Source organism: Candidatus Polarisedimenticolaceae bacterium, from assembly GCA_036376135.1.
GTDB lineage: Bacteria > Acidobacteriota > Polarisedimenticolia > Polarisedimenticolales > DASRJG01 > DASVAW01.
This window is the reverse complement of the sequence record DASVAW010000021.1, coordinates 1-21818: the sequence shown is the minus strand read 5'-3', so window position 1 is coordinate 21818 and position 21818 is coordinate 1. Positions and strand designations below refer to the sequence as shown.

The 21818-nt window shown below is 72.0% G+C and carries 14 protein-coding genes; 10 read left to right on the top strand and 4 right to left on the bottom strand.

Features of this window, described 5'->3' with window-relative positions; translation table 11 throughout:
• Positions 1–82: 82 nt before the first annotated feature.
• Genes VF139_02035 through VF139_02020 form a run of 4 tightly spaced genes read left to right on the top strand, consistent with a single transcriptional unit; the run spans position 83 to position 4353 of the window.
• Positions 83–769: an ABC transporter ATP-binding protein gene (locus tag VF139_02035; GenBank protein ID HEX6850158.1), complete on the top strand. Its 687-nt coding sequence runs from the start codon at positions 83–85 to the stop codon at positions 767–769.
• Positions 762–1994 carry an ABC transporter permease gene (locus tag VF139_02030; protein HEX6850157.1) on the top strand — a complete coding sequence of 411 codons (1233 nt, stop codon included), beginning with the start codon at positions 762–764 and terminating at the stop codon, positions 1992–1994. Before VF139_02035 ends, VF139_02030 begins: the two co-directional genes overlap by 8 nt.
• Complete coding sequence (locus tag VF139_02025; protein HEX6850156.1) at positions 1991–3253, top strand: ABC transporter permease; 1263 nt, start codon at positions 1991–1993, stop codon at positions 3251–3253. The genes VF139_02030 and VF139_02025 overlap by 4 nt, the downstream gene beginning before the upstream one ends.
• Entirely contained in the window at positions 3250–4353 is a 1104-nt protein-coding gene (locus VF139_02020) for an efflux RND transporter periplasmic adaptor subunit (GenBank protein HEX6850155.1), read from the top strand. Before VF139_02025 ends, VF139_02020 begins: the two co-directional genes overlap by 4 nt.
• Here VF139_02020 and VF139_02015 read toward each other — a convergent pair.
• Both VF139_02015 and VF139_02010 read right to left on the bottom strand, forming a co-directional pair.
• Positions 4313–6487: an acetate--CoA ligase family protein gene (locus VF139_02015; protein ID HEX6850154.1), complete on the bottom strand. Its 2175-nt coding sequence runs from the start codon at positions 6485–6487 to the stop codon at positions 4313–4315. The two genes, VF139_02020 and VF139_02015, sit on opposite strands and share 41 nt — an antisense overlap.
• A complete protein-coding gene (locus VF139_02010) occupies positions 6471–6941 on the bottom strand; it encodes a DMT family transporter (protein HEX6850153.1) in 471 nt (156 codons plus the stop codon). The genes VF139_02015 and VF139_02010 overlap by 17 nt, the downstream gene beginning before the upstream one ends.
• Before the next feature lie 54 nt (positions 6942–6995).
• On the opposite strand from VF139_02010, the gene VF139_02005 reads away from it, so the two are divergent.
• On the top strand, positions 6996–7985 hold the full coding sequence (locus VF139_02005) for a YhdH/YhfP family quinone oxidoreductase (GenBank protein ID HEX6850152.1): 990 nt from the start codon (positions 6996–6998) through the stop codon (positions 7983–7985).
• The gene (locus tag VF139_02000) at positions 7982–9607 is read left to right on the top strand and encodes a hypothetical protein (GenBank protein HEX6850151.1); all 1626 of its coding nucleotides are present in this window, start codon (positions 7982–7984) and stop codon (positions 9605–9607) included. The genes VF139_02005 and VF139_02000 overlap by 4 nt, the downstream gene beginning before the upstream one ends.
• A 25-nt stretch (positions 9608–9632) precedes the next feature.
• Here VF139_02000 and VF139_01995 read toward each other — a convergent pair whose 3' ends face one another.
• Positions 9633–11114, bottom strand: a complete 1482-nt coding sequence (locus tag VF139_01995; GenBank protein ID HEX6850150.1) for a rhomboid family intramembrane serine protease — start codon at positions 11112–11114, stop codon at positions 9633–9635.
• Positions 11115–11221: 107 nt separating this feature from the next.
• Between VF139_01995 and pap the strand changes: the two genes are divergently transcribed.
• A complete protein-coding gene (pap, locus tag VF139_01990) occupies positions 11222–12751 on the top strand; it encodes a polyphosphate:AMP phosphotransferase (protein ID HEX6850149.1) in 1530 nt (509 codons plus the stop codon).
• Between the two features lies 1 nt (position 12752).
• On the opposite strand, the gene VF139_01985 is transcribed toward pap, so the two are convergent.
• Positions 12753–13637 carry a zf-TFIIB domain-containing protein gene (locus tag VF139_01985; protein ID HEX6850148.1) on the bottom strand — a complete coding sequence of 295 codons (885 nt, stop codon included), beginning with the start codon at positions 13635–13637 and terminating at the stop codon, positions 12753–12755.
• A gap of 165 nt (positions 13638–13802) precedes the next feature.
• Here VF139_01985 and VF139_01980 point away from each other — a divergent pair, with 165 nt between their 5' ends.
• The 3 genes from VF139_01980 to VF139_01970 form a co-directional block, all read left to right on the top strand.
• Positions 13803–17105, top strand: coding sequence for a S41 family peptidase (locus VF139_01980; GenBank protein HEX6850147.1), 3303 nt, complete (start codon positions 13803–13805; stop codon positions 17103–17105).
• 30 nt (positions 17106–17135) lie between these two features.
• Entirely contained in the window at positions 17136–19778 is a 2643-nt protein-coding gene (locus VF139_01975) for an AMP-binding protein (protein HEX6850146.1), read from the top strand.
• Between the two features lie 22 nt (positions 19779–19800).
• Positions 19801–21818 (top strand): protein kinase (locus VF139_01970; protein HEX6850145.1); only part of this gene is annotated, 2018 nt, incomplete at its 3' end.

Below are 21818 nucleotides of genomic sequence, written 5' to 3'. Positions count from 1 at the left end.
CCTGCAAGCCGGGAGGCATTGCTCCAGATCAAGCCTTAGACTGCTTCGTTCCTCGGCGACCGATCCTGGAGGAATTGAAGTCTTGATCCGTCTGCGGGGACTCCACAAGTCCTACGGCGCGGGGGCGAACCGCCTGCACGTGCTGAAGGGGATCGACCTCGAGATCGGGGCCGGGGAGCTCGTCTCCGTGATGGGGTCCTCGGGCTCGGGGAAGTCGACCCTGATGAACATCGTCGGCCTGCTCGACCGCCACGACGAGGGGACCTACGACCTCGACGGCACCCCGATCCGCGACCTCAACGAGACCCGCGCCGCCATCTACCGACGGCAATGGATCGGCTTCGTGTTCCAGTCGTTCAACCTCATCCCGTTCAAGACGGCGGTGGAGAACGTCGCGCTTCCCCTGTACTACCGGGGCGTCGCCCGCCGGAAGCGGCAGGCCCTCGCGATGGAGTATCTCGAGCGCGTGGGGCTCGGCCCCTGGGCCGGGCACCGCCCGGCCGAGATGTCGGGGGGCCAGCAGCAGCGCACCGCCATCGCCCGCGCCCTGATCTCGAACCCGAAGGTGATCCTCGCCGACGAGCCGACGGGGGCCCTGGACTCGCAGACGTCGTCCGAGGTCATGGACCTGCTGCGGGAGGTGCACCGCTCGGGGGTGACGATCGTGATCGTCACGCACGAGCGCGACATCGCCGAGCGCACCGACCGCGTCATCCGGCTCAAGGACGGCACGATCGAGCACGACGAGACGAGGATCGCCCGTGTTTGACGTCGACGCCTGGCAGGAGATCCTCGACACCCTTCGCAAGAACAAGCTGCGCTCGTTTCTCACCGGCTTCAGCGTGGCCTGGGGGATCTTCATGCTGATCCTGCTCCTGGGCTCGGGGCAGGGACTCCGGAACGGCGTCGAGTACCAGTTCCGCGACGACGCCGTGAACAGCGTCTGGATCTCGAGCGGGCAGACGAGCGTCCCCTGGAAGGGGCTTCAGCCCGGGCGCACCGTCCAGTTCCGCAACGGCGACTACGACGAGATCCGGCGCGGGGTCGACGGCGTCGAGTACATGAGCGGGCGGTTCTGGATCCGCGGCAATCTCACCGTCGCGTACCGCGGCGAGTTCGGCTCGTACGACGTCCGGTGCGTGCACCCCGACCACCGGTTCGTCGAGAAGACGATCGTGGCCCGCGGGCGGTTCCTGAACGAGCTCGACGTGCGGCAGTTCCGCAAGGTCGCCGTCGTCGGTCGCCTCGTGGCCCGCGACCTCTTCAAGGACGGCGCGGCCATCGGCGAGTACCTCGAGATCAACGGCATCGCGTTCCAGGTCGTCGGGGTGTTCGAGGACGAGGGCGGCGAGAACGAGATGCAGAAGATCTACATCCCGATCTCGACCGCGCAGCGCACGTTCAACGGCGCCGACCGGCTGGGGCAGATGATGCTCACGACCGGCGGCGCCACCCTCGAGCAGAGCGATCGCATGGCTCGGGAGATCCGCGACCGGCTGGCCAAGCGGCACGACTTCAAGCCCGACGACCCGCGGGCGGTTTTCGTCCGGAACAACTTCGAGGGCTTCCAGCGGATCCTCGGGGTGATGAACGGGATCCGGCTGTTCGTCTGGGTGATCGGGATCGGGACGATCTTCGCGGGGGTCGTCGGCGTCAGCAACATCATGATGATCGCCGTGCGCGAGCGCACCAAGGAGATCGGCGTGCGCAAGGCGCTCGGAGCGACGCCGGGGTCGATCGTCGGGATGATCCTGCAGGAGTCGATCTTCCTCACCGGCGTCGCCGGTTACCTCGGGCTCGTCCTCGGGGTGGCGACGCTCGAGCTGGCTTCGGGGGCGCTCACGAGCGCGGAGATGTTCCGTCGTCCCGAGGTGGACCTCGGCATCGCGATCTGGGCCACGATCCTGCTCGTGGGGGCCGGGGCGATCGCCGGGTTCGTTCCGGCCCGTCGCGCCGCGGCGATCCGCCCGATCGAGGCGTTGAGGGACGAATGAGCGTTCTCGACCGCGACCACTGGCACGAGATCTGGGAGGCGCTGCGGGGCAACAAGGTCCGGACGCTCCTGACCGCGTTCGGAGTCTTCTGGGGGATCTTCCTGCTGATGGTGATGATGGGCTCGGGGAACGGACTCGAGCGCGGCGCGATGGAGGGATTCTCGGGGGGAGCCACCAACAGCCTGTTCGTCTGGAGCCAGCGCACCACGAAGCCCTGGAAGGGGATGCCGGTCGGCCGCGAGCTCGACCTCACCGACGCGGACGTCGCCGCCGTGCGCCAGAAGGTGCCGGAGGCCGAGATCGTCGCGCCGCGCAACCAGCTCGGCGGGTTCGGCGGAGGCAACAACGTGGTGCGCCGGAACCGCTCGGGCGGCTTCAGCGTGATGGGGGACGTGCCCGAGCTCGCGCGCATCCAGACGGTGCCGCTGGTGGAGGGGCGCTTCCTCAACCCCATCGACGTCGCCGATCGCCGCAAGGTCGCGGTCATCGGCACGCGGGTCCGCGAGCTGCTCTTCGAGCGCGGCGAGTCGCCCCTCTCGAAGGAGATCCGGATCCAGGGCGTCTACTTCACGGTGGTCGGCGTCTTCAAGTCGCTCCAGAGCGGCACGCGCGGCGATCGCGAGACGCAGACGATCTACATCCCCTTCTCGACCTTCCAGCAGTCCTTCAACTACGGGAACCGCGTGGACTGGCTCGCGATCAAGTCTCGCGACGACGTGCCCGCGACGGTGACGGAGGAGAAGGTGAAGGCGCTGCTGCGCGCCCGGCACGCCGTCTCCCCCGACGACGCCCGCGCCTTCGGCTCGTGGAACCTGGAGCAGGAGTTCCGGAAGTTCTCGGGCGTCTTCACGGGCATCCGCCTTCTGGTCTGGATCGTCGGCATCGGCACGCTCGCCGCCGGAGTCATCGGGGTGAGCAACATCATGCTCGTCATCGTCCGCGAGCGGACGCACGAGATCGGTGTGCGCCGCGCCGTGGGGGCCACGCCGTTCGCGATCACGAGCCAGATCGTCCTCGAGGCGGTGCTGCTCACCGCCGCGGCGGGGTACCTCGGCCTCGTGTCGGGGATGCTCGCGATGGACGGGGTCGCGGCGGCGGTCGCGAACACCGATTCGATGTTCTTCAAGCGCCCCGGGGTGGAGATCGCGACCGCCCTGCAGGCGCTTGGCATCCTGATCGCGTCCGGCATCGCCGCGGGGCTGATGCCCGCGTGGCGCGCCCTGAAGGTCCCCACCGTGGAGGCGCTTCGATCGTCATGAAGAAGGTGCTGTCCGTCCTGGCCGCGCTCGCGCTCGCCGCCGTGTTCGTCGGCACGATCGCCTACCTCTGGAAGAAATCGCGGAAACCCCCCGAGGTCTGGGAGACCGCGTCCCCGTTCGTCACCGACATCGTCAGCAAGACGGTGGCGACCGGCTCCGTCGTCCCCCGCAAGGAGGTCGAGATCAAGCCGCAGGTGTCGGGGATCCTGGAGGCGCTGCTCGTGGAGCCGGGCGACGTCGTGCGCCGCGGGGACGTCCTCGCGCGCATCCGCGTCGTGCCGAACATGGCGAGCCTCGCCGCCGCGGAGAACCGCGTCGCGCGCGCGCGGATCGACCTCGAGAACGCCGAGCGGGAGTTCGAGCGGCAGCGCCTGCTCCGCGAGGAGGGGATCCTCTCCGACGAGACCTTCCGCCGCACGGAGCTCGAGCGCTCGAGGGCGCGCGCCGAGGTCCAGGCGGCGACCGACACGCTCGACGTCGTGCTCAAGGGGACGACGAAGCGGGCGGGGGACACGTCGAACACGCTCGTCCGCGCGACGGTCGACGGCACGGTCCTCGACGTCCCCGCGGAGGAGGGGCGGTCGGTGATCGAGTCGAACACCTTCAACGACGGGACCACCGTCGCGACGCTGGCGGACATGTCCGAGCTCGTCTTCGAGGGAAAGGTCGACGAATCCGAGGTCGGAAAGCTCCGCCCCGGCATGAGCCTCGTGCTCACGATCGGCGCGATCGAGGGGAAGAGCTTCGCGGCGACCCTCGAGTACATCGCCCCGAAGGGGAAGGAGGAGAACGGCGCGATCCAGTTCGAGATCCGCGCCGCGCTCTCGAAGGACCCCGGGGCGCTGATCCGCGCGAACTACAGCGCGAACGCCGACATCGTGCTCGATCGCCGGGACAAGGTCCTGGCCATCGACGAGGGGCTCTTGAAGTTCGAGGGGGCGCAGGCCTGGGTCGAGGTCGAGACCGCGCCCCAGCGCTTCGAGCGTCGCGACGTCCGGACGGGGCTGTCGGACGGGATCTCGATCGAGATCCTCGAAGGCCTGACCGAGAAGGACCGGGTCAAGAGCAAGGCGGTGACGGCCGCTCCGCGCGCATCCTGACCTCGGCCCACAGCCCCAGCAGGCGCAGGGCCCGGTCGGCGGTCCGGAAGACCGGGATCCCGGCGCGCTCGAGCCGGGCGCGCATCGCGTCGTAGGGCGGGCCCCCGTCCACGACCGCGACCCAGGGCTTCGCCGTCGCGGCGAACAGCGAGCCGAGGCGGGAGGCGACGTCGTCCGGCCCCCCCTCGGCCGCGAGCGTGGCCAGCGCGGGCGTCATCGGCACGCACCCCACGATCGCCGCGTCGACGCCGGGATCGTCGAGGATCGCCTCGACCGCCTCGCCGAACGGGGCGTCGGGGAGGATCGGCGTCGCGTCGAAGGGGTTGTGCGGCGCGACGATCCCGGACAGGCGGGCGCGATCGAGGATCGCCGCGAGACGGGAGGCCGTCCCGGGGGCGAATCGGGCGAACGCGAAGGGCCCGAGGGCGTCGCCGAACGCGACGCATTCGAAGCCGGCGTTGGACATCGCGCCCAGCCGCGCTCCCGCGAGGCGACGTCCGCGCAACCGGACGAACAACCTCACGAGATCGTCGAAGTCCTCGACGGTCTCGGCGAGCACGACGCCCGCCTGCCGCGCGAGGGCGCGAAGGACCGCGAAGTCCCCGGCGATCGCGGCGGTGTGGGAGGCGGCGGCGCCGGCGCCTTCGGCGGTGCGCCCCGCGCGGTAAAGGATCACGTCGCGTCCCGAGGCGACGATCCCGGCGGCGGCTTCGATCCACGCCGCGCCGTCGAGCGGGCGGAAGCCTTCGACGTAGCAGGCGACGATCTCGGTCCCGGCGTCGTCCTTCAGCCAGCGGAGGTAGTCGCCGGCGGTGAGGTCGATCTGATTGCCGATCGAGATCAGGTGGCGCGGCTCGACGCCGCCGAGGGTCGTGGCGCGCGCGCACGCGAACGCTCCGCTCTGCGAGACGACCGACAGCGGCGCCGCGGCCTCGCGCCGTTCGAGCGGCTCGCGGCCGAGCTTCACGCCGGGAATGAACATCGTGTCGTAACGTCCCGGCGCCGAGCGCACGCCCAGGCAGTTGCCGCCGTTGACGACCGGGCCGATCCCCCTGGCGCGGGCCGACGCCAGCGCCGAGCGCAGTCGGGACTCGAGCGCCTCCGTCCCCTCGCGCTCGCCCAGGCCGCCGGGGATGAGCACGACGCTCTCGGCGCGCCCGGTCTCGCAGGCCTGCTCGATCGCCTCGACGCCCGAGACCGCGTCGACGGACAACACGAGGAGATCGACGGGCGGCTCGAGTCCGGCGACCGACGGGACGCAGGGGATGCCGTCGATGTCGCGCGCTCCCGGCTTGATCACGCGGACGTGTGCCGGGTCGAACCCCTCCGCGAGCACGTTCTCGAGGATCACCCGCCCGGGGTTCCGGCGCGACGAGACCCCCGCGATCGCGATCGACCGCGGCCGGAGCAGCCGGCCGATCTTCTCGATCGGGCGTTCGGGCGGCGTCGCGCCGCGCGCCCGCCCCGCCGCGGCGCGGGCATCGAGGGCAAAGAGGCCGTCGTCGGTCACCACGAGGGGATTGATCTCGAAGTCCAGCATGCGCCCGGGGAGGTTCTCCCGCGCGAAGGCGAGAGCGCGCGCCAGCAGATCGAGGAGCGCGTCGCGCCCGATCAGCGGGGGGCGGCCGCGCAGCCCGTCGAGCAGCAGCGGGCCGACGGCGGTGGCGCGCAGCGCCCGCTCGAGAACCGCGGGGCCGGCCAGAACCGGCGAGAGGATCGCGACGTCCGCGCCGGGGACGAACGAGCGCGCGAGGTGCTCGGCGTGCACGCCGCCGGCCGCCAGGGTGACCACCGGGCCGAAGTCCTCGGTCCAGCGCATCCCGAGCAGCAGCTCGCGCCCGAACGATCGCTCGTGCTCCACGCACGCGAAGATCCGGTACCCCTCGACCGGGAACGCCGCGAGCCTCGCCTCCATCGCGGCGACCGCCTCCGCGGCGCGTTCGGCGGGGACGATCGCGACGGCGCCGGCCTCGGTCTTGTGGACGATGGCGGAGGAGACGGCCTTCACGACGACGCGCGGGGTTTTGAGGTCGAGGCCGCGGGCGTGCGCGGCGTCGCGGACGAGCACCGAGGGAGGGACCTTCAGGCCGAGCTCGGCGGCGAGGGCGTAGGGATCCTCAACGAGGGCGCGCAACGCCGCCTCCGGTCAGCAGGACCACTCCGGCGAGGATGAGCAGGACGGCGATTCCCTTCCGCCACGACATCCCCTCGCCGAGGACGAGCCACCCGAGAAGCGTCGCGAGCGCGGGGGCGACCGTGAAGGCCACGGGCTTCACCTGCGAGAGGTCGCCGAGGCTGAGCGCGCCGTAGAAGCAGATCATCCCGCCGGCGCCCGCGACGAGCCCCGAGCCGATCACGAGCTTGAGGAGGTCCGCGGCGCCGAGCGCCTTGAGGGCGCCGCGGGGCTCGAACGCGATCCCGTGCGTCGCGATCCACCACGCCAGGCCGAGGACCGGCAGCGCGATCGCCGACCGCACCGCGATCGCGGTCAGGGGGCCGATCTTCCCCGTGTGCAGGACCGATTTCGTGCACGCCTCGCCGATGCCCCAGCAGCACCCGGCCGCGATCGCCAGCGCCATCGCCTTCATGGATCCTCCTCCGTCGAGAGGCCGTATCATGCGGCATCCGGTCGGGAGGTCGCCTTGAGCTTTCTCGCGTGTCGTGTCTTCCAGGAAGGGGATCGGGTCGAGGGTCGCCTCGTGCGCCTCGAGCTCGACGATCTCGGCCCCGGCGAGGTGGTGATCCGGGCCGCCTTCTCCGGGATCAACTACAAGGACGCCCTCGCGGTCACCGGCAAGGGCCGGATCCTCAAGCGGCTTCCGCTCGTCGCGGGGATCGATGTCGCGGGCACGGTCGCCGCCTCGTCGGACCCGCGTTTTCGCGAGGGTCAGCCGGTCCTCGTCACCGGGATGGGGCTGGGGGAGACGCAGGACGGCGGGTTCGCCGAGCGCGTGCGCGTCCCCGCCGACTGGGTCGTGCCGATGCCCGAGGGGCTCGAGCTGCGCGAGGCGATGGCGCTGGGGACCGCGGGATTCTCCGCTGCGCTCGCGGTCCACCGCCTCGAGACGATCGGGCAGCGGCCGGAGGCGGGGCCGATCGTGGTGACCGGGGCGGCGGGGGGCGTGGGTTCGATCGCCGTGGCGATTCTCGCCGCACGCGGGTACGAGGTGATCGGCGTCTCGTCGCGGAAGGAGCACCACGCGTACCTTCGCGGGCTCGGGGCGGCGGAGGTCTCGACTCCGGAAGGCCTGGGGCTCGGCTCGAAGGCGCTCGAGCGCGCCCGCTTCGGCGGCGTCGTGGACAACGTCGGCGGCACGCTGCTCTCCTCGCTGCTCCCGCACGTGAAGCCGTGGGGGAGCGTCGCGTCGGTCGGGAACGCCGGCGGGCCCGACCTCCGGACGACGGTGTTCCCGTTCATCCTGCGCGGAGTGAGTCTCCTCGGGGTCAGCTCGATGGACTGCGCGATGCCGTTGCGGCGCGCCCTGTGGGACCAGCTCGCCGGCCCGATGAAGCCGCGCGACCTCGAGGCGATCGTCTCGAAGGTGGTGCCCCTGGCGTCGATCCTGGGGGAATTCGAGCCGTTGCTCGATCGGCGCGTGCGAGGCCGCGTCCTGGTGGAGTGCGCCGGGTGAACCCCGTGCCGCGCGACCTCCGCCGCCTGGCGGCGATCGCCGATCGCAGCGACGGGGACACGGCCGCCGAGAAGCTGGCGCTCGTCCGCCGGCTCGCGAAGGCGACGCTTCCGAGCGCGGCCTCGGTCCTGCGCCTGCACGAGCTGCTCTGCCGGCTTCGCGCCTACCCCGACGACCGCGAGATCCTCGACGCGGTCGAGCGCGCGCTCGTCGCGTTCCCCCGGCGTCGCGACCTCGCGCGACACCGCGAGGCCCTCGGCGACAGTGGTCTGGCGGGCACGGCGATCCGCTACCGCTTCTTCTGGCCGATGGCCCGCTGGCTCGCCTCGCGCTGGCCCGACCGGCTGCGTTACGACCGCCGGGCACCCGACCCCGAGCCGCGTCTGCGCGCCGCGCTCCCCGCCTTGCTCCCGGCGGTCGCGGCGGAAGCGGCGAAACGGTTCGACGGGTCGGCGTGGGCGACGCTCGACCGGCTGCGCGGGCGCGCGACCGACGCCGCGTACCTCGTCGGGCGGCTCGCCTCGCTCGAGGCCGGACCGGGCCCCAAGGAGGCGCTGCACGACGGGATCGACGCCGCCTACGTGCTGGAGGCCGGCCCCGGAGCCCCGAGCCGGACCCTCGCGCGGCTTCCGGGAGGGACGGCGAGCTTCGGCCGCGGGGCGCACGCGGGGCGGCGTCCCGATCTCGTGACGGAGATGCGACGGCCGCCGCACGCCGTGCGCGCGGTGCCGCCGCGCGAGGCGGAGCGCCTGATCGACCTCGCCCGGGAGGCGATGGTCACGCGGTCGCGCGACCTGGACGCGTTCGCCTGGGGGAACCCCGGGGACGTGCGCGTCGTCGACGACGGCGACGGGCTGCGCTTCGTCTTGATCGGGATGCTCCCGGACCGTCGCCTGCCGCTCCCGGCCGCCTACGGCTGGCTCACCGTGCGCAACGGCGTTCCGATCGGCTACGTGCAGACCGACGTCCTGCTCTCCGCCGCCGAGGTGGCGTTCAACACCTTCCCGACGTACCGGGGGCTCGACGCGGCGAGGGTCTTCTCGCGGGTGCTGGCCGTTTCCCGTGCGGTGTTCGGCGCGCGCGCCTTCTCGATCGAGCCGTACCAGCTGGGGCACGGCAACGCGGAGGGGATCGAGTCGGGGGCCTGGTGGTTCTACCGCAAGCTCGGGTTTCGACCGAAGGACCCGGAGGTGCGCGCGATCGAGTCGCGGGAGCGCGATCGCCTGCGCCGGAACCCGGGGCACCGGTCGACGGCGCCCACCCTCGAGGCGCTCGCGGCCTCCCACCTCTATTTCGAGCCGGAGCCGGGGACGCGGGCCTGGGTCGCGCGCGCCCCGCGCCTGGGCCTCGCGCTGGATCCCGGCGCCGGGGATCGCGCGCAGGCGGCGTGCGGCGTGCGGTCGTTCCGCGGATGGAGCGCCACCGAACGCGCCTGGTGGAGCCGCCTCGCCCCGGTCGTCGCGTCCCTTCCCGGGATGGACGCATGGACGCCCGCGCAGCGCCGCGCGCTCGCGGCGGTCGTCCGGGCGAAGGCGGCCCGCCGGGAGACGGCGTTCCTCGACGCCCTCGACGCACACCCCCGCGCGGGGGCTGCGCTCGCCGCGAGGCTCGCGCGGGCCTGAGCCCGCGTCCGCGCGTCCGGGCCGGCTAGCGCGCGACCGGAGTCAGGCGCTCCCGGAGCGATTCGGCCTGGCGACGACCGGCGGCGTCGAGGTCGGGGCGCGACAGCGCCACCTGGACCGCCGCGCGAGCGACCGCCGGATCCAGATCCGCGGCGGCGGCGGCGATGCGCAGCGCCGTCGCCGGCGTCGGCGCCTTCCCCGCGGCCATCAGCGCGCGCTTGAGCGCTTCCACCGCTTCCTTGGCGTGGCCGCGCTCACCGAGCACGCCGGCCAGGCGCACGAGGGTGAGCGGCTCGACGGCGACGCCGGGGACCTTCTCGCGCAGCTCGAGCCAGTGATCGATCGCGAGGTCGACCTGACCTCGCCGCGCCTCCTCCTGGACGAGGCGCGCCATCGCGGGCGCGGCGTCGCGGGCCCGCTCGAGCTCGATCGCCACGGACCACCACGCGAGCACGGCATCGCCGTTGGCGGGGGCGCGACGTACCTCGGCCTCCAGGCGCGCGTAGGCGCCCGCGGCGTTCCCCGCCGCCGCGAGCTCGAGGGCCTGGGCGACCTCGGCGTTGTCGACGAGGCGTTTGTTCGCCTTGGCGTCGATCGCGTCGGCGAGCCACCGCTCCTCCGCGCGCAGCCGTTTCATGCCGAACGCGATCCCGGCGCCCGCGACGAATCCGCCGACGTGGGCGAGGAAGGCCACGCCCCCGCCCGCCTCGCCGGCGCTGCCGTGCGTGAGCACGGCGTAAAAGACCTGCTGCGCGAACCAGATCCCGAGCATCACCCAGGCCGGCGCCCAGAAGGTCCCGCGCATCCACAACCCGACCGCCCAGAACATGTGGACCTTGGTTCCGGCGTAACGCACGGCGAAGGCCCCCATGACTCCCGCGATCGCGCCCGACGCTCCGACCATCGGCTCGTTCACGCCGAGGTGCGGGAGCGCGAAGCTCAGCGCGGCGACGACGCCGCACGCCGCGTAGAACGCCGCGTAGAGGGGGCGCCCCCAGACGTCCTCCACGAACGGCCCGGCGAGGTAGAGGATGAACAGGTTGCCGAGCAGGTGCAGCCACCCGGCGTGGAGGAACATGTGCGTGAACAACGCGACGAACGAGAACTTCGCCGGGACGAGCCCGAAGCGGTAGAAGGGATGCGCGGGGGAGGTGTTCATCGCCACCTGCGTGAGCCGGTCGAGCTCCGCCTGCTCGGCGGCGAGCGTCTCCGGGTCGTCCGGCGCCTCCGAGAAGGTTTTCATCCCCTCCTGGAAGGCCTCGCGCGCGTCCTTGCGCGTGCCGGGGCCGTGCATCGTCGCCTCGAGGCGCGGATCCAGGCGCAGGTACGGATGCTCGATCCAGTACTCCGCGGCCTCCTCGGTCGCGTCGATCGCCTCGAACTCCGAGCGCGAGCCCCCGAATCCCGTCGCGACGAACGCGAGCACGCACAGGATCATGATCCCGAACGTCACCCATGGCAGACGACGCGTCCCTTCCTCTTCGTGGCCGATCGGCAGCAGGATCACGGCGACTCCTCCCGGTTCTCCGCCCGAATCTAGGCCCGGATCGGAAAAAGTCCCGTTGCGCCCGGACGCGCTTCCTCCTAGCTTTCGCTCCGGGGAGAGGCCGAACGATGCTCGAAACGCTCGATCTCCGGCTCCGGCTGCCGAAATCCGATTACAGGAACGCGATCGAGCGGTCGGGCCTGGAGCTCGGCCTGCTCCAGCGCGCCGCCCGGGAGGCGGGGCTCCCGGTGATGCTCGTTTTCGAAGGATGGGACGGCGCGGGCAAGGGGGACGCGATCGCGACCCTCGTCGAGCACATGGACCCGCGCGGCTTCAAGGTGTTCGCCCCGCGCCAGCCGAGCGAGGACGAGGCGATGCGTCCGACCCTGTGGCGCTTCTGGCGGAGGCTTCCGGCCCGGAACGAGATGACGATCTTCGACCGCTCCTGGTACCACGACCTCACGATCGCCCGGCTCGACGGGGCGCTCGACCGCCCGCGCTGGGAGCGCGCCGTCGACGACGCCAAGGATTTCGAGCGGCAGCTCACCGACGACGGGATGCTCGTCGTGAAGTTCTGGCTCCACGTCTCGCGCAAGGAGCATCGCCGGCGCCTGAAGGCGTGGGAGAAGGAGCCGTACCAGCGCTGGCGCACCCGCGAGCCCCTCGGCCTCGGCCGGCTGAAGTACAAGAAGGTCGTCGCCGTCGTCGAGGAGACCCTCGCCCTCACCAACACCCACAACGCGCCGTGGGTCCTCGTGGAGGCGGAGGAGCAACGCTTCCGCCGCGTGAAGATCCTGAGGGAGACGATCGCCGCGATGCGGCGGGCGCTGATGGCGCGCGGGATCACTCCGCCCGAGCCGTTGACGCCGGCGCAGATGAAGCGGGCGCCGAAGGGGAAGCGGCACGCCGATCCGCTGAAGCGGCCGCCGGCGATTCCGGGCGACTCGCCCCTCGCCCGCGTGGACCTCTCGGCGAAGCTCCCGCGCAGCCGGTACGCGAAGGAGCTCAAGGCCGCGCAGGAGCGCCTGCGCGAGCTGGAGTTCCGCTGCTACGTCGAGCGCGCACCCCTCGTCGTCGTCTTCGAGGGATGGGACGCCGCGGGCAAGGGCGGCGCGATCAAGCGGCTGACCGAGCACCTCGACCCGCGCGGGTACGCGGTGATCCCCATTGCGAAGCCCGAGGGGGCCGCGGCGCAGCGCCACTACCTCTGGCGGTTCTGGGACCAGCTCCCCAAGGCGGGGCACTTCGGGATCTTCGATCGCAGCTGGTACGGGCGCGTGCTCGTGGAGCGCGTCGAAGGGTTCTGCTCCGAGGCGGAGTGGCGTCGGGCCTACGAGGAGATCAACGAGTTCGAGCAGGCCCTGCACGACTCCGGGTGCGCGATCGTCAAGTTCTGGCTGCACATCGGCCCGGACGAGCAGCTCCGCCGATTCCGCGAGCGCGAGGCCTCCCCGATCAAGAACTTCAAGATCGTGGACGAGGACTGGCGCAACCGCGCGAAGTGGCCGCCGTACCTCGAGGCGGTCTCGGACATGCTGCGGCGGACGTCGACCGTCTACGCGCCGTGGACGATCGTCGAGGCGAACGACAAGCTCCACGCACGGGTCAAGATCGTGAAGACCGTGGTGCAGGCCCTGGAGAAACGGCTGGGGACCTAGCTCAGCCGAAGAGCTTCCCGAGAATCCAGGGCACGACGTTGTGCCGCTCCTCGCCCCACGCGTTCGTGTCCGCGCGCGGGTCGTTCGGGTCCTTCGGCTCGACCCGGAACCGCCGGAGCGATTCCCGCTCCCGCTCCTCGCGGAGGTCCCGTTCCCTGGCGAGCCGCTCCCCGCCGATGCGAATCCAGCGAAGGGCGGCCTCGAGCTCCTGCGCGTCGAACCAGATCCCGTGCAGCGCGCACCGGTCGAGCAGGATCCCGCTTCGCTTCGCGTAGTTGATCCGGGTCATCAGCTCCGCGCAGACGGGGCACTTCCGGTACATCCGCCCCTTCGCGGGGGTCGGGTTCGCCCGGCGCCGCGTTTCCGCGCGCACGGTCGCCGGGTCGGGGGACGGATCCGTCGCCTGCAGCGTCCGGTCGCGAAGGGCCTGGAACGCCTCGGTCGAAAGCCACAACCCCGCGCAGCGCACGCACTCGAGGACCGAGATCCCCTCGGCGCCGAGCGCGCGGGAACGCAGGCGCTTCCCGTCTCCGCAGGCGGGGCAGTGCCGCTCGGTCTCCTCCCCGCCGATCTCTTCCGGGGCGATCGCGGTGGCGCAGTGGTGGCAATACCGCGCCTTGCTCGAGATCCGCGCGAGGCACGCGGGGCAGATCGTCAGGAGGTCCTGCTCGTGAATGGTGAAGTCGGAGCCGCAGTATCGGCACGCCGGAGCGGCCCCCTCCCGCGGGGCGCCGCACGACGCACAGCGGACGACCGCGGCGTCGCGGGGAGGGTCTCCGCCGACCGGGACGCGGCTCCCGCAACGGCAGCGGACGAAGTCGCCGGCGGCGCGAGCGGTCGCGTCGTACTGGCGGTTGCAGGAGGGGCAGCGGATCAGGCGGCGCACGCGCGCATCGTAGCCGATGGCGGTTCCGCCCTCGAAGCCCGACTCCACGGCGCTCGCCCCCCCGAGAACACCGTCTCCCTGCAACAAAGAGTCGTCCAACGGCAACCGGGGTTGGTGCCCGCGCGTAACATCCCTCCTTCGTACCCGGCCTCGGAGGAGGGTTTCATGCGCCGACTTGGGATCGCGCTCGCGTTCCTTTTCGCCACGTCCGCTTTTCCGGCGGAGGGTTACCTTCGCCAACCCGTCCTGAACGGCGACACGATCGTTTTCGCCGCGGAGGGCGACCTCTGGACGGCGAGCGCCAAGGGGGGCGTCGCGCGGCGCCTCACCGTGCACCCGGGGTTCGAGTCGTTCCCCGCCATCTCCCCCGACGGGAAGTGGGTCGCGTTCACGGGCGCCTACGACGGCAACGCCGACGCGTTCGTCGTGCCGATCGCTGGCGGCGAGCCCAGGCGGCTGACCTGGCACCCGGCCGCGGACCTCGTCGTCGGCTGGACCCCCGACGGGAAGTTCATTCTCGTCCGGAGCAATCGCGAGATGCCCCACGGCGACCCGGAGCTCTTCCAGATCCCCGCCGGAGGGGGCGACGCGTCGAAGCTCCCGCTCGGATGGGCGGGGCGGCTCGCGATCGAGCCCTCGACCGGAAGGTGGGCGTTCACGCGCACGGTCACGGAGAACTTCACCTGGAAGCGGTATCGCGGCGGCACCGCCTCCGACATCTGGGTCGGCGATCCGTCGAAGGCCGACTTCAAGAACGTGACGAACTTCGAGGGAACCGACGCCTTCCCGATGTGGCACGGCGGCCGGGTCTGGTTCCTCAGCGACAAGGGGGGGACCGCGAACCTCTGGTCGATGCTCCCCGACGGCTCCGACCGCAAGCGGCAGACCGACGTCGCGCCGTGGGACGTCCGCACGCCTTCGATGGCCCCCGACGGGCGCATCGCGTTCGTCCTCGCCGGCGACGTGCACGTCTTCGACCCGGCCTCCGGGAAGCAGGCGAAGGTCGCGATCGACCTCCCGAGCGACCGCGTTCTCGCGCGGGTCCGGTACTCGGACGCGGTGCGCTTCATGAGCGGGCTGGACCTCTCCCCCGACGGCGAGCGCCTGGCGATCGTCACCCGGGGCGAGATCTTCTCGGTCCCGGTCAAGAAGGGCGTCACCCTCCCCGTCACCCGCGGAAGCGGCGCGCGCGAGCGCGCGGCGTCGTTCTCCCACGACGGGAAGTCGATCGTGTACGTCACCGACGCCTCCCGCGAGGAGGAGATTCGCACGATCGACGCGTGGGGACGCGGCGACGCGAAGACGGTCAAGCCGCCGGCCGAGGGGAGCTGGCACTTCGCTCCGGCCCCGTCCCCCGACGGGAAGTGGATCGCCTACTCCGACGGCACGCAGACCCTGTGGGTGATCCCGGCCGCGGGCGGCGCTCCGGTGAAGGTCGATCGCTCGAACCAGGCCGAGATCCGTGGCTACGCCTGGAGCCCCGACGGGCGCTGGCTGGCGTACTCCAAGGTCGAGGACAACGACTACGCGTCGATCTTCGTCTACGACACGACCGGGGCGAAGGTCGTGCGCGTGACCACGGCGACCACGAACGACCATTCGCCGGCGTGGGACCCGGACGGCCGCTACCTCTACTTCCTCAGCGACCGCTTCACGAACCCGATCGTCGGGAACGTCGACTGGAACAACGTCGACTACCGGCAGACCAAACCCTTCGCCGTCGCGCTGCGCAGGGACGTGCCGAACCCCTTCGCGGAGCTCGCGGGGCTGCCCCCCAAGGACGACGAGAAGAAGAAAGAGGAGGGCAAGAAGAAGGACGAGGACAAGAAGAAGGGGGACGAAGCCAAGAAGGACGAACCTCCGAAGCCCGTCGCGATCGACCTCGACGGGATCGCCGACCGCATCGTCGCCTTCCCGGTGGACCGCGGCTACTACGTCGGGATGTTCGCGACCGCGAAGGCGGTCTTCTGGGCCGCCTTGCCGCCCAAGGGCATGGCGGAGCAGCCCGGCCTCTTCGAGGAAGCAGGGCCCGAAGCGACCCTGATGATCTTCGACCTCGAGAAGAAGAAGGCGAAGCCGTTCATGGAGGGGATCTCCGACGCGGTGCTCGCGGCGAAGGGCGGGAAGATCGCGATCATGAAGAAGCCCGGTGAGGTGTTCGTCGTCGGCGCCGACGCGCCGCCGGCGCCGGATGCCCTCGGCGAGGCCGCGGTCGATCTCTCCGGCGTCGTGGTGGAGCTCGACCCGCGCGAGGAGTGGGCGCAGATCTACCACCAGGCCTGGCGCGAGATGCGCGACTTCTACTGGGATCCGGGGATGGGCGGCCTCGACTGGAAGGGGATCCGCGACCGGTACGCGACGCTCCTCCCGCGCCTGTCGATCCGGGACGACCTGCGCGACCTGATCGGGGAGGTCATCGGGGAGCTCGCGACGTCGCACACGTACACCTGGGGCGGCGACCAGGGGGTCGAGCCGCGCGGCGTTCCCACCGGACTGCTCGGCGCCGATCTCGAGCGCGAAGGGACGGCCTTCAAGGTCGCCCGCATCTACCGCGGGGATCCGGCGGACAACGTGCGCTCGCCGCTCGACGAGCCGGGGGTGGGCGTGAAGGAGGGCGACTACCTCCTCGCCGTCAACCACCGTCCCTTCGAGGCCGGGCTCCCCTTCGAGGCGCACCTCGAGGCGCTCGCCGGCAAACGCGTCGTCCTGACGGTGAACGCGAAGCCCGAGACCGCCGGCTCCCGGGAGGTCGTGGTCGTCCCGATGCCCGGCGACGGCGGGTTGCGCTACGCCGACTGGGTCCGGCGCAATCGCGAATACGTCGCCTCGAAGACCGGCGGCAAGATCGGCTACCTCCACGTTCCCGACATGTGGATCGACGGGCTCGTGCGGTTCAACACGTGGTTCTACCCGCAGCTCGACAAGGAAGGGCTCGTCGTCGACATCCGCTGGAACGGCGGGGGTGCGGTGTCGCAGATGCTCCTCGAACGGCTGCGTCGCAAGGTCGTCAGCTTCGACCGGTCGCGCGGCGGCGGGATCTCGACCTACCCGGCCCGCGTGCTCAACGGCCCGTTCGTCGTCCTCACCAACGAGTTCGCCGGTTCCGACGGAGACATCTTCCCGCACTCGGTGCAGCTCGAGAAACTCGCCCCGGTGATCGGCATGCGCTCGTGGGGCGGCGTCGTCGGCATCCGCGGCGACAAGCCGCTGGTCGACGGCGGGATGGTCACCCACCCCGAGTTCGCGTGGTGGGACCCGAAGAACGGCTGGGGGCTCGAGAACCGCGGCGTCATCCCGGACATCGTGGTCCCCAATCTTCCCCAGGAGCTCGCGAAGGGGGTCGACGCGCAGCTCGACCGCGGGATCGCGGAGGTGCTCGCGCTGCACGCGAAGAACCCGCCGGTCAAGCCGGCCTTCGGGCCGGTCGAGCACAAGGGACGCGAGAGTTTCCGCGGGGAACCGAAGTAGGACCGGGCTAGACTCCACCCCGGAGAGGGGATGGAGCACCTGTACGCCCTGTTCGCGGCGACGGCGGCGCGGTTCCCGGACCGCGTCGCCGTCGAGCTCCAGCGGGCCGACGCGCTCGAGCGGGTGACGTACCGCGAGCTCGACGCCATGGGCGCGCGGGTGGCCGGGCGCCTGTCCGTCCTGGGGGTGACCCCGGGCGACCGCGTTGCGCTGCTCGCCGACAACGACGCCCGATGGTGCGCCGCCTTCCTCGGCATCCAGCGGCTCGGGGCGGTCGCCGTCCCGCTCGACACGAACTACCGCCCGGCGCAGATCGCCACCGTCGTCGCGGATTGCGGCGCGCGCGTGCTCCTCGCGGGGCCGCGCGGGATCGAGGCGGCGCGCGCGGCGGTCCCGGGGGTTCCCGTCGAGGGTCTCCCCGTCGAGGCCGACGGTCCCCTCCCGCCGCCGCACGCGTCGACCCCCGATGCACCCGCGGTGATCCTCTACACCTCGGGGACCACCGCCGATCCCAAGGGGGTCGTGCTCACGCACGCCAACCTGGTCGCCGAGCGCGAGGCGGCATTCTCCGTCGTGACCGTGGACGAGACCGACGTCGTCCTGAGCGTGCTGCCCCTCTTCCACGCGCTGGCGCTGCTCGCCAACCTGCTCCTCCCCTTCGCGGTCGGCGCGCGCGTGGTCTTCCTCGAGACGGTGAACTCCGCCGAGCTGTCGCGTGCGCTCGCCGAGCGCGGGATCACCGCGTTCTGCTGCGTCCCGCAGTTCTTCTACCTGATCCACCAGCGGGTCGAGCAGGAGGTCGCCAGGCGCGGCGCCGCCGCCCGCGCGATCTTCCGCGCCCTTCGCGCCGCGCACGGCGCGCTGCGCGGGACGTTCGGGATCAACGCGGGCCGGTTCCTCTTCGGCCGCGTGCACGCGGCGCTCGGCCCGCGGATGCGCCTGCTCGTGACCGGAGGCTCCCGCTTCGACCCGGCCGTGGGGCGCGACCTCGCGCGCCTGGGGATCGACGTGCTCGAGGCGTACGGGCTGACGGAGTGCGCCGGGGCGGCGACGATCACGCGGCCCGGCGACGGCGGGGTCGGCCGGCCGCTCCCGGGGGTCGAGGTGCGGATCGCCCCGCGCGAGAGCGAGGCGGGGGACGGGGAGGTGCTCCTCCGCGGTCCGATCGTGATGCGCGGCTACTGGAACCGTCCGGACGCGAACGCGGCGACGCTGCGCGGCGGGTGGCTGCACACCGGCGATCTCGGGTTTCTCGACGACCGCGGAGCGCTGCACGTCACCGGCCGCAGCAAGGACGTGATCATCCTCGCGTCCGGGAAGAACATCTACCCGGAAGAGGTGGAGGCCGCGTACCTGAAGTCGCCGTTCATCAAGGAGCTGTGCGTCGTTCCCCTCGCGCGCCCCGGCGACCCGGTTGCCGAGCGCCTGCACGCCGTCGTCGTCCCCGACCAGGAGGTGATGCGCGCGCACCGGATCGTCAACATGAACGTGCAGATCCGGTGGGAGATCGAGAAGGCCTCCCTCGAGCTCCCGAGCCACAAGCGGGTGCTCTCCTACGACCTGAGGCTCGAGGACCTTCCGCGCACCACGACCCGCAAGCTCCGGCGCTTCGAGATCGAGCGCGAGGTCCGCGCGCGCTCCGCGTCGTCCCCGCCCCCCGCCGCGCCGCCGACGATCGCCGCGGGGTGGGAACCGGAGGCGATCGCGCTGCTCGAGGTCGTCGCGGAGGTCGCGAAGCCGGGCTCCACGCTCGCGCCGGAGTCGAACCTCGAGCTCGACCTCGGCCTCGACTCCATGGAGCGGGTCGAATTGCGGACGCGGCTCGAGCACGCGGCGGGCGGGCGGATCGCCGACGAGACCGCCGCACGCATCTACACGCTCGGCGAGCTGATCCGGGCGGTACTCGAGGCCGCGGGGGACGGGATCGACGCGGGGGAACCCGGGCTCGCCTGGGACCGGCTGTTCGGGGAGCTTCCCGAGGACGATCCGACGCTGACGGCGCTGCTGAAGCCGCGCCGCCTGCAGACGATCGGGTGGTTCGTCCTGACCCGCGCGTTGCGCGCGGCCGCCGCGATCGCCACGGGGTTCCGCGCCTCGGGCGTCGAGCGGCTCCCGGCGTCCGGGGCGTTCGTGATCTGCCCGAACCACCAGAGCTATCTCGACGTCTTCCTGCTCGCGGGAGCGCTCCCGTACCGCGTCTTCCGGAGGATGTTCTTCGTCGGCGCGAGCGAGTACTTCCGCTCCACGTGGCGGCTCCGGGCCGCCCGCGCCCTCCACGTCGTGCCGGTCGATCCCGACGCGCATCTCGTTCGCGCGATGAAGGCGGGGGCCTGGGGACTGCGGCACGGCAAGGTCCTGATCCTCTTCCCGGAAGGGGAACGCTCGGTGGACGGCGCGCCGAAGGCCTTCAAGAAGGGAGCGGCGATCCTGGCCCGGCATCTGGACGTTCCGATCGTTCCGGTCGCCCTCGACGGGGTGGACGCGTTGTGGCCGCCGCATCGGCCGTTCCGCTGGGGCGCGCTCCTCCCGCACCGCCGCGCGCGCGTGCGAGTGGAGTTCGGCGAGCCCCTGCGGGCCGCGGGAGCGGGGGAGGCGTCGTACACCGAGACGACCGAACGGCTGCGCTCCGCCGTCGTGGCGTCGTGGGAGCGCCTGCGAGCGGGGCGGACGTAGAATCGCGCCGCGGGAGGGGAACTTGCCCAACGACCGGCTGCAGCCCGGCGGATCCCTCGGGCCGTACCGGATCCGAAAGCTCCTCGGCGAAGGGGGGATGGGGCGCGTCTTCCTCGCCGAGGACGAGAGGCTCGGCCGGGCGGTGGCCCTGAAGGTCCTCTCCTCGGAGGCCGCGGACGATCCCGTGGCGCGCGAGCGGATGTTCCGCGAGGCGAGGGCGGCCTCCCAGATCGCGCACCCCAACGTCGCCGCCGTGCACGACATCGGCGAGGTCGACGGGCTGTTTTTCATCACACTGGAGTACGTGCACGGGACGCCGCTCTCGAGACGGCTGCTCGAGGGCCCGCTCCCCGTGGACGCGCTCACGCGGATCGGGAGCCAGGTCGCGCGCGCCCTGGAGGCGGCGCACGCCCGCGGCGTCGTGCACCGCGACATCAAGCCGAGCAACATCCTCGTCGACGAACACGGCACCGCGAAGGTCGTGGACTTCGGGCTGGCGCTGCGCGTCTCCGGGCTCGTCTCCGACTCGGAGGGGGATACCGCGGCCTCCGAGGAGGATCGCCTCACGCGCACCGGCTACGCCGCGGGCACGGTCGCCTACATGAGCCCGGAGCAGGCGCGGGGGGAGGCGCAGGACGGCCGTTCGGATCTGTTCTCCCTCGGCACCGTCCTGTACGAGGCGGCGACGGGGACGCCCCCGTTCACCCAATCGTCGGTGCTCGCGACCGCGGCCGCGATCCTCCACGACGATCCGAAGTCCCTGCGCTCCCACCGCCCCGATCTCCCGGCGGGATTCGCGGAGATCGTGCACCGCTGCCTCGCCAAGGAGCCTGCACGGCGCCCGCGCAGTGCGGCCGCCGTCGCGACCGCCCTCGAGCATCTGCAGGCGGGGCACTCCACGCGCGTCGTGCGGCAGGCGCTCGGCCCTCGAGGCGTCCCATGGAGAGGAGTCGCGGTCGCCCTGGTGGCGGCGCTGCTCGCCGTGGCGGCGTGGGGGATCGCGAGGTGGTGGGATCTCGGGGGCGAGCGATGGCCGATCGCGAACGCGGAGGCGCAGCGCCTGCTCGACCAGTCCGAGGTCTATCTCGCCCGGGGGACGAGCCCGGAGAACGTGAACGCCGCGGTGGAGTTGGCGAGACGCGCGCTGGCCCTGGAGTCCGCGAACCCCGCGCTGCAGGCGCACGTCGCGCTCTGCGTGGCGAGACTGCAGCAGCTCGACCGGAACCCGGCGCACGCGGACGAGATCGAGACGCTCGCGGCGCAGGCCCTCGCCGCCGACGAGGGGCTCGCGGAAGCCTGGTTCGCCCGGGCGTGGATGCGCTTGGCCCGCGAGGACTGGAACGGCGCCCTCGATGCGGCGATCCGGGGTCGCGCCGCCTCTCCGGAATCGTGGGAGGGGTTCGTCCTGGAAGGACGGGCGCAGATCGGCCTCAAGCAGGTCGACCGTGGGCTCGAGACGCTGCGGGCGGGAACCGGGGTCCCGGGCGGCCACATCTTCGCCCGCAGCGTCCTCGGGTACGAGCTCGTCCGGCTCGGGAAGCGGGACGAGGCCGCGGCGGAGTACCTCAAGGTGCTCGAGTACCAGCCGGACCACCCGTCGGCGATGAACAACCTCGCGTCGATCTACCTCTACTCGGGGCGCTGGCTCGACGCGGTCCCGCTCTACCGGAAGATCCTCGCCTCCCGGCCCGACGCGGACGCGGCGTCGAACCTCGGCACCGCGCTCTACTTCCTCGACCGGATGCCGGAGGCGATCGAGGCCTACGCGCGCGCCGTCGAGCTCGCCCCCGGCGTCCCCGAGCACAAGCGCAACCTCGCCGACGCGTACGCCGCCTCGAACCGCCCCGAGGACGCCCGGCGCGCCTATGCGGCGGCGCTTTCGGACTGCGAGCGGCGGGAGCGGCACGCGATGGAGGATCGGGAGGGGCGCATCCTCCGCGCGCTCCTGCTCGCGCGGCTCGACCGCGGCGCGGAGGCCGTCGACCTCGTCGAGAAGGTGGTCCAGGAGAACGACTCCGACGGGTTCGGCCATTTCGCGGC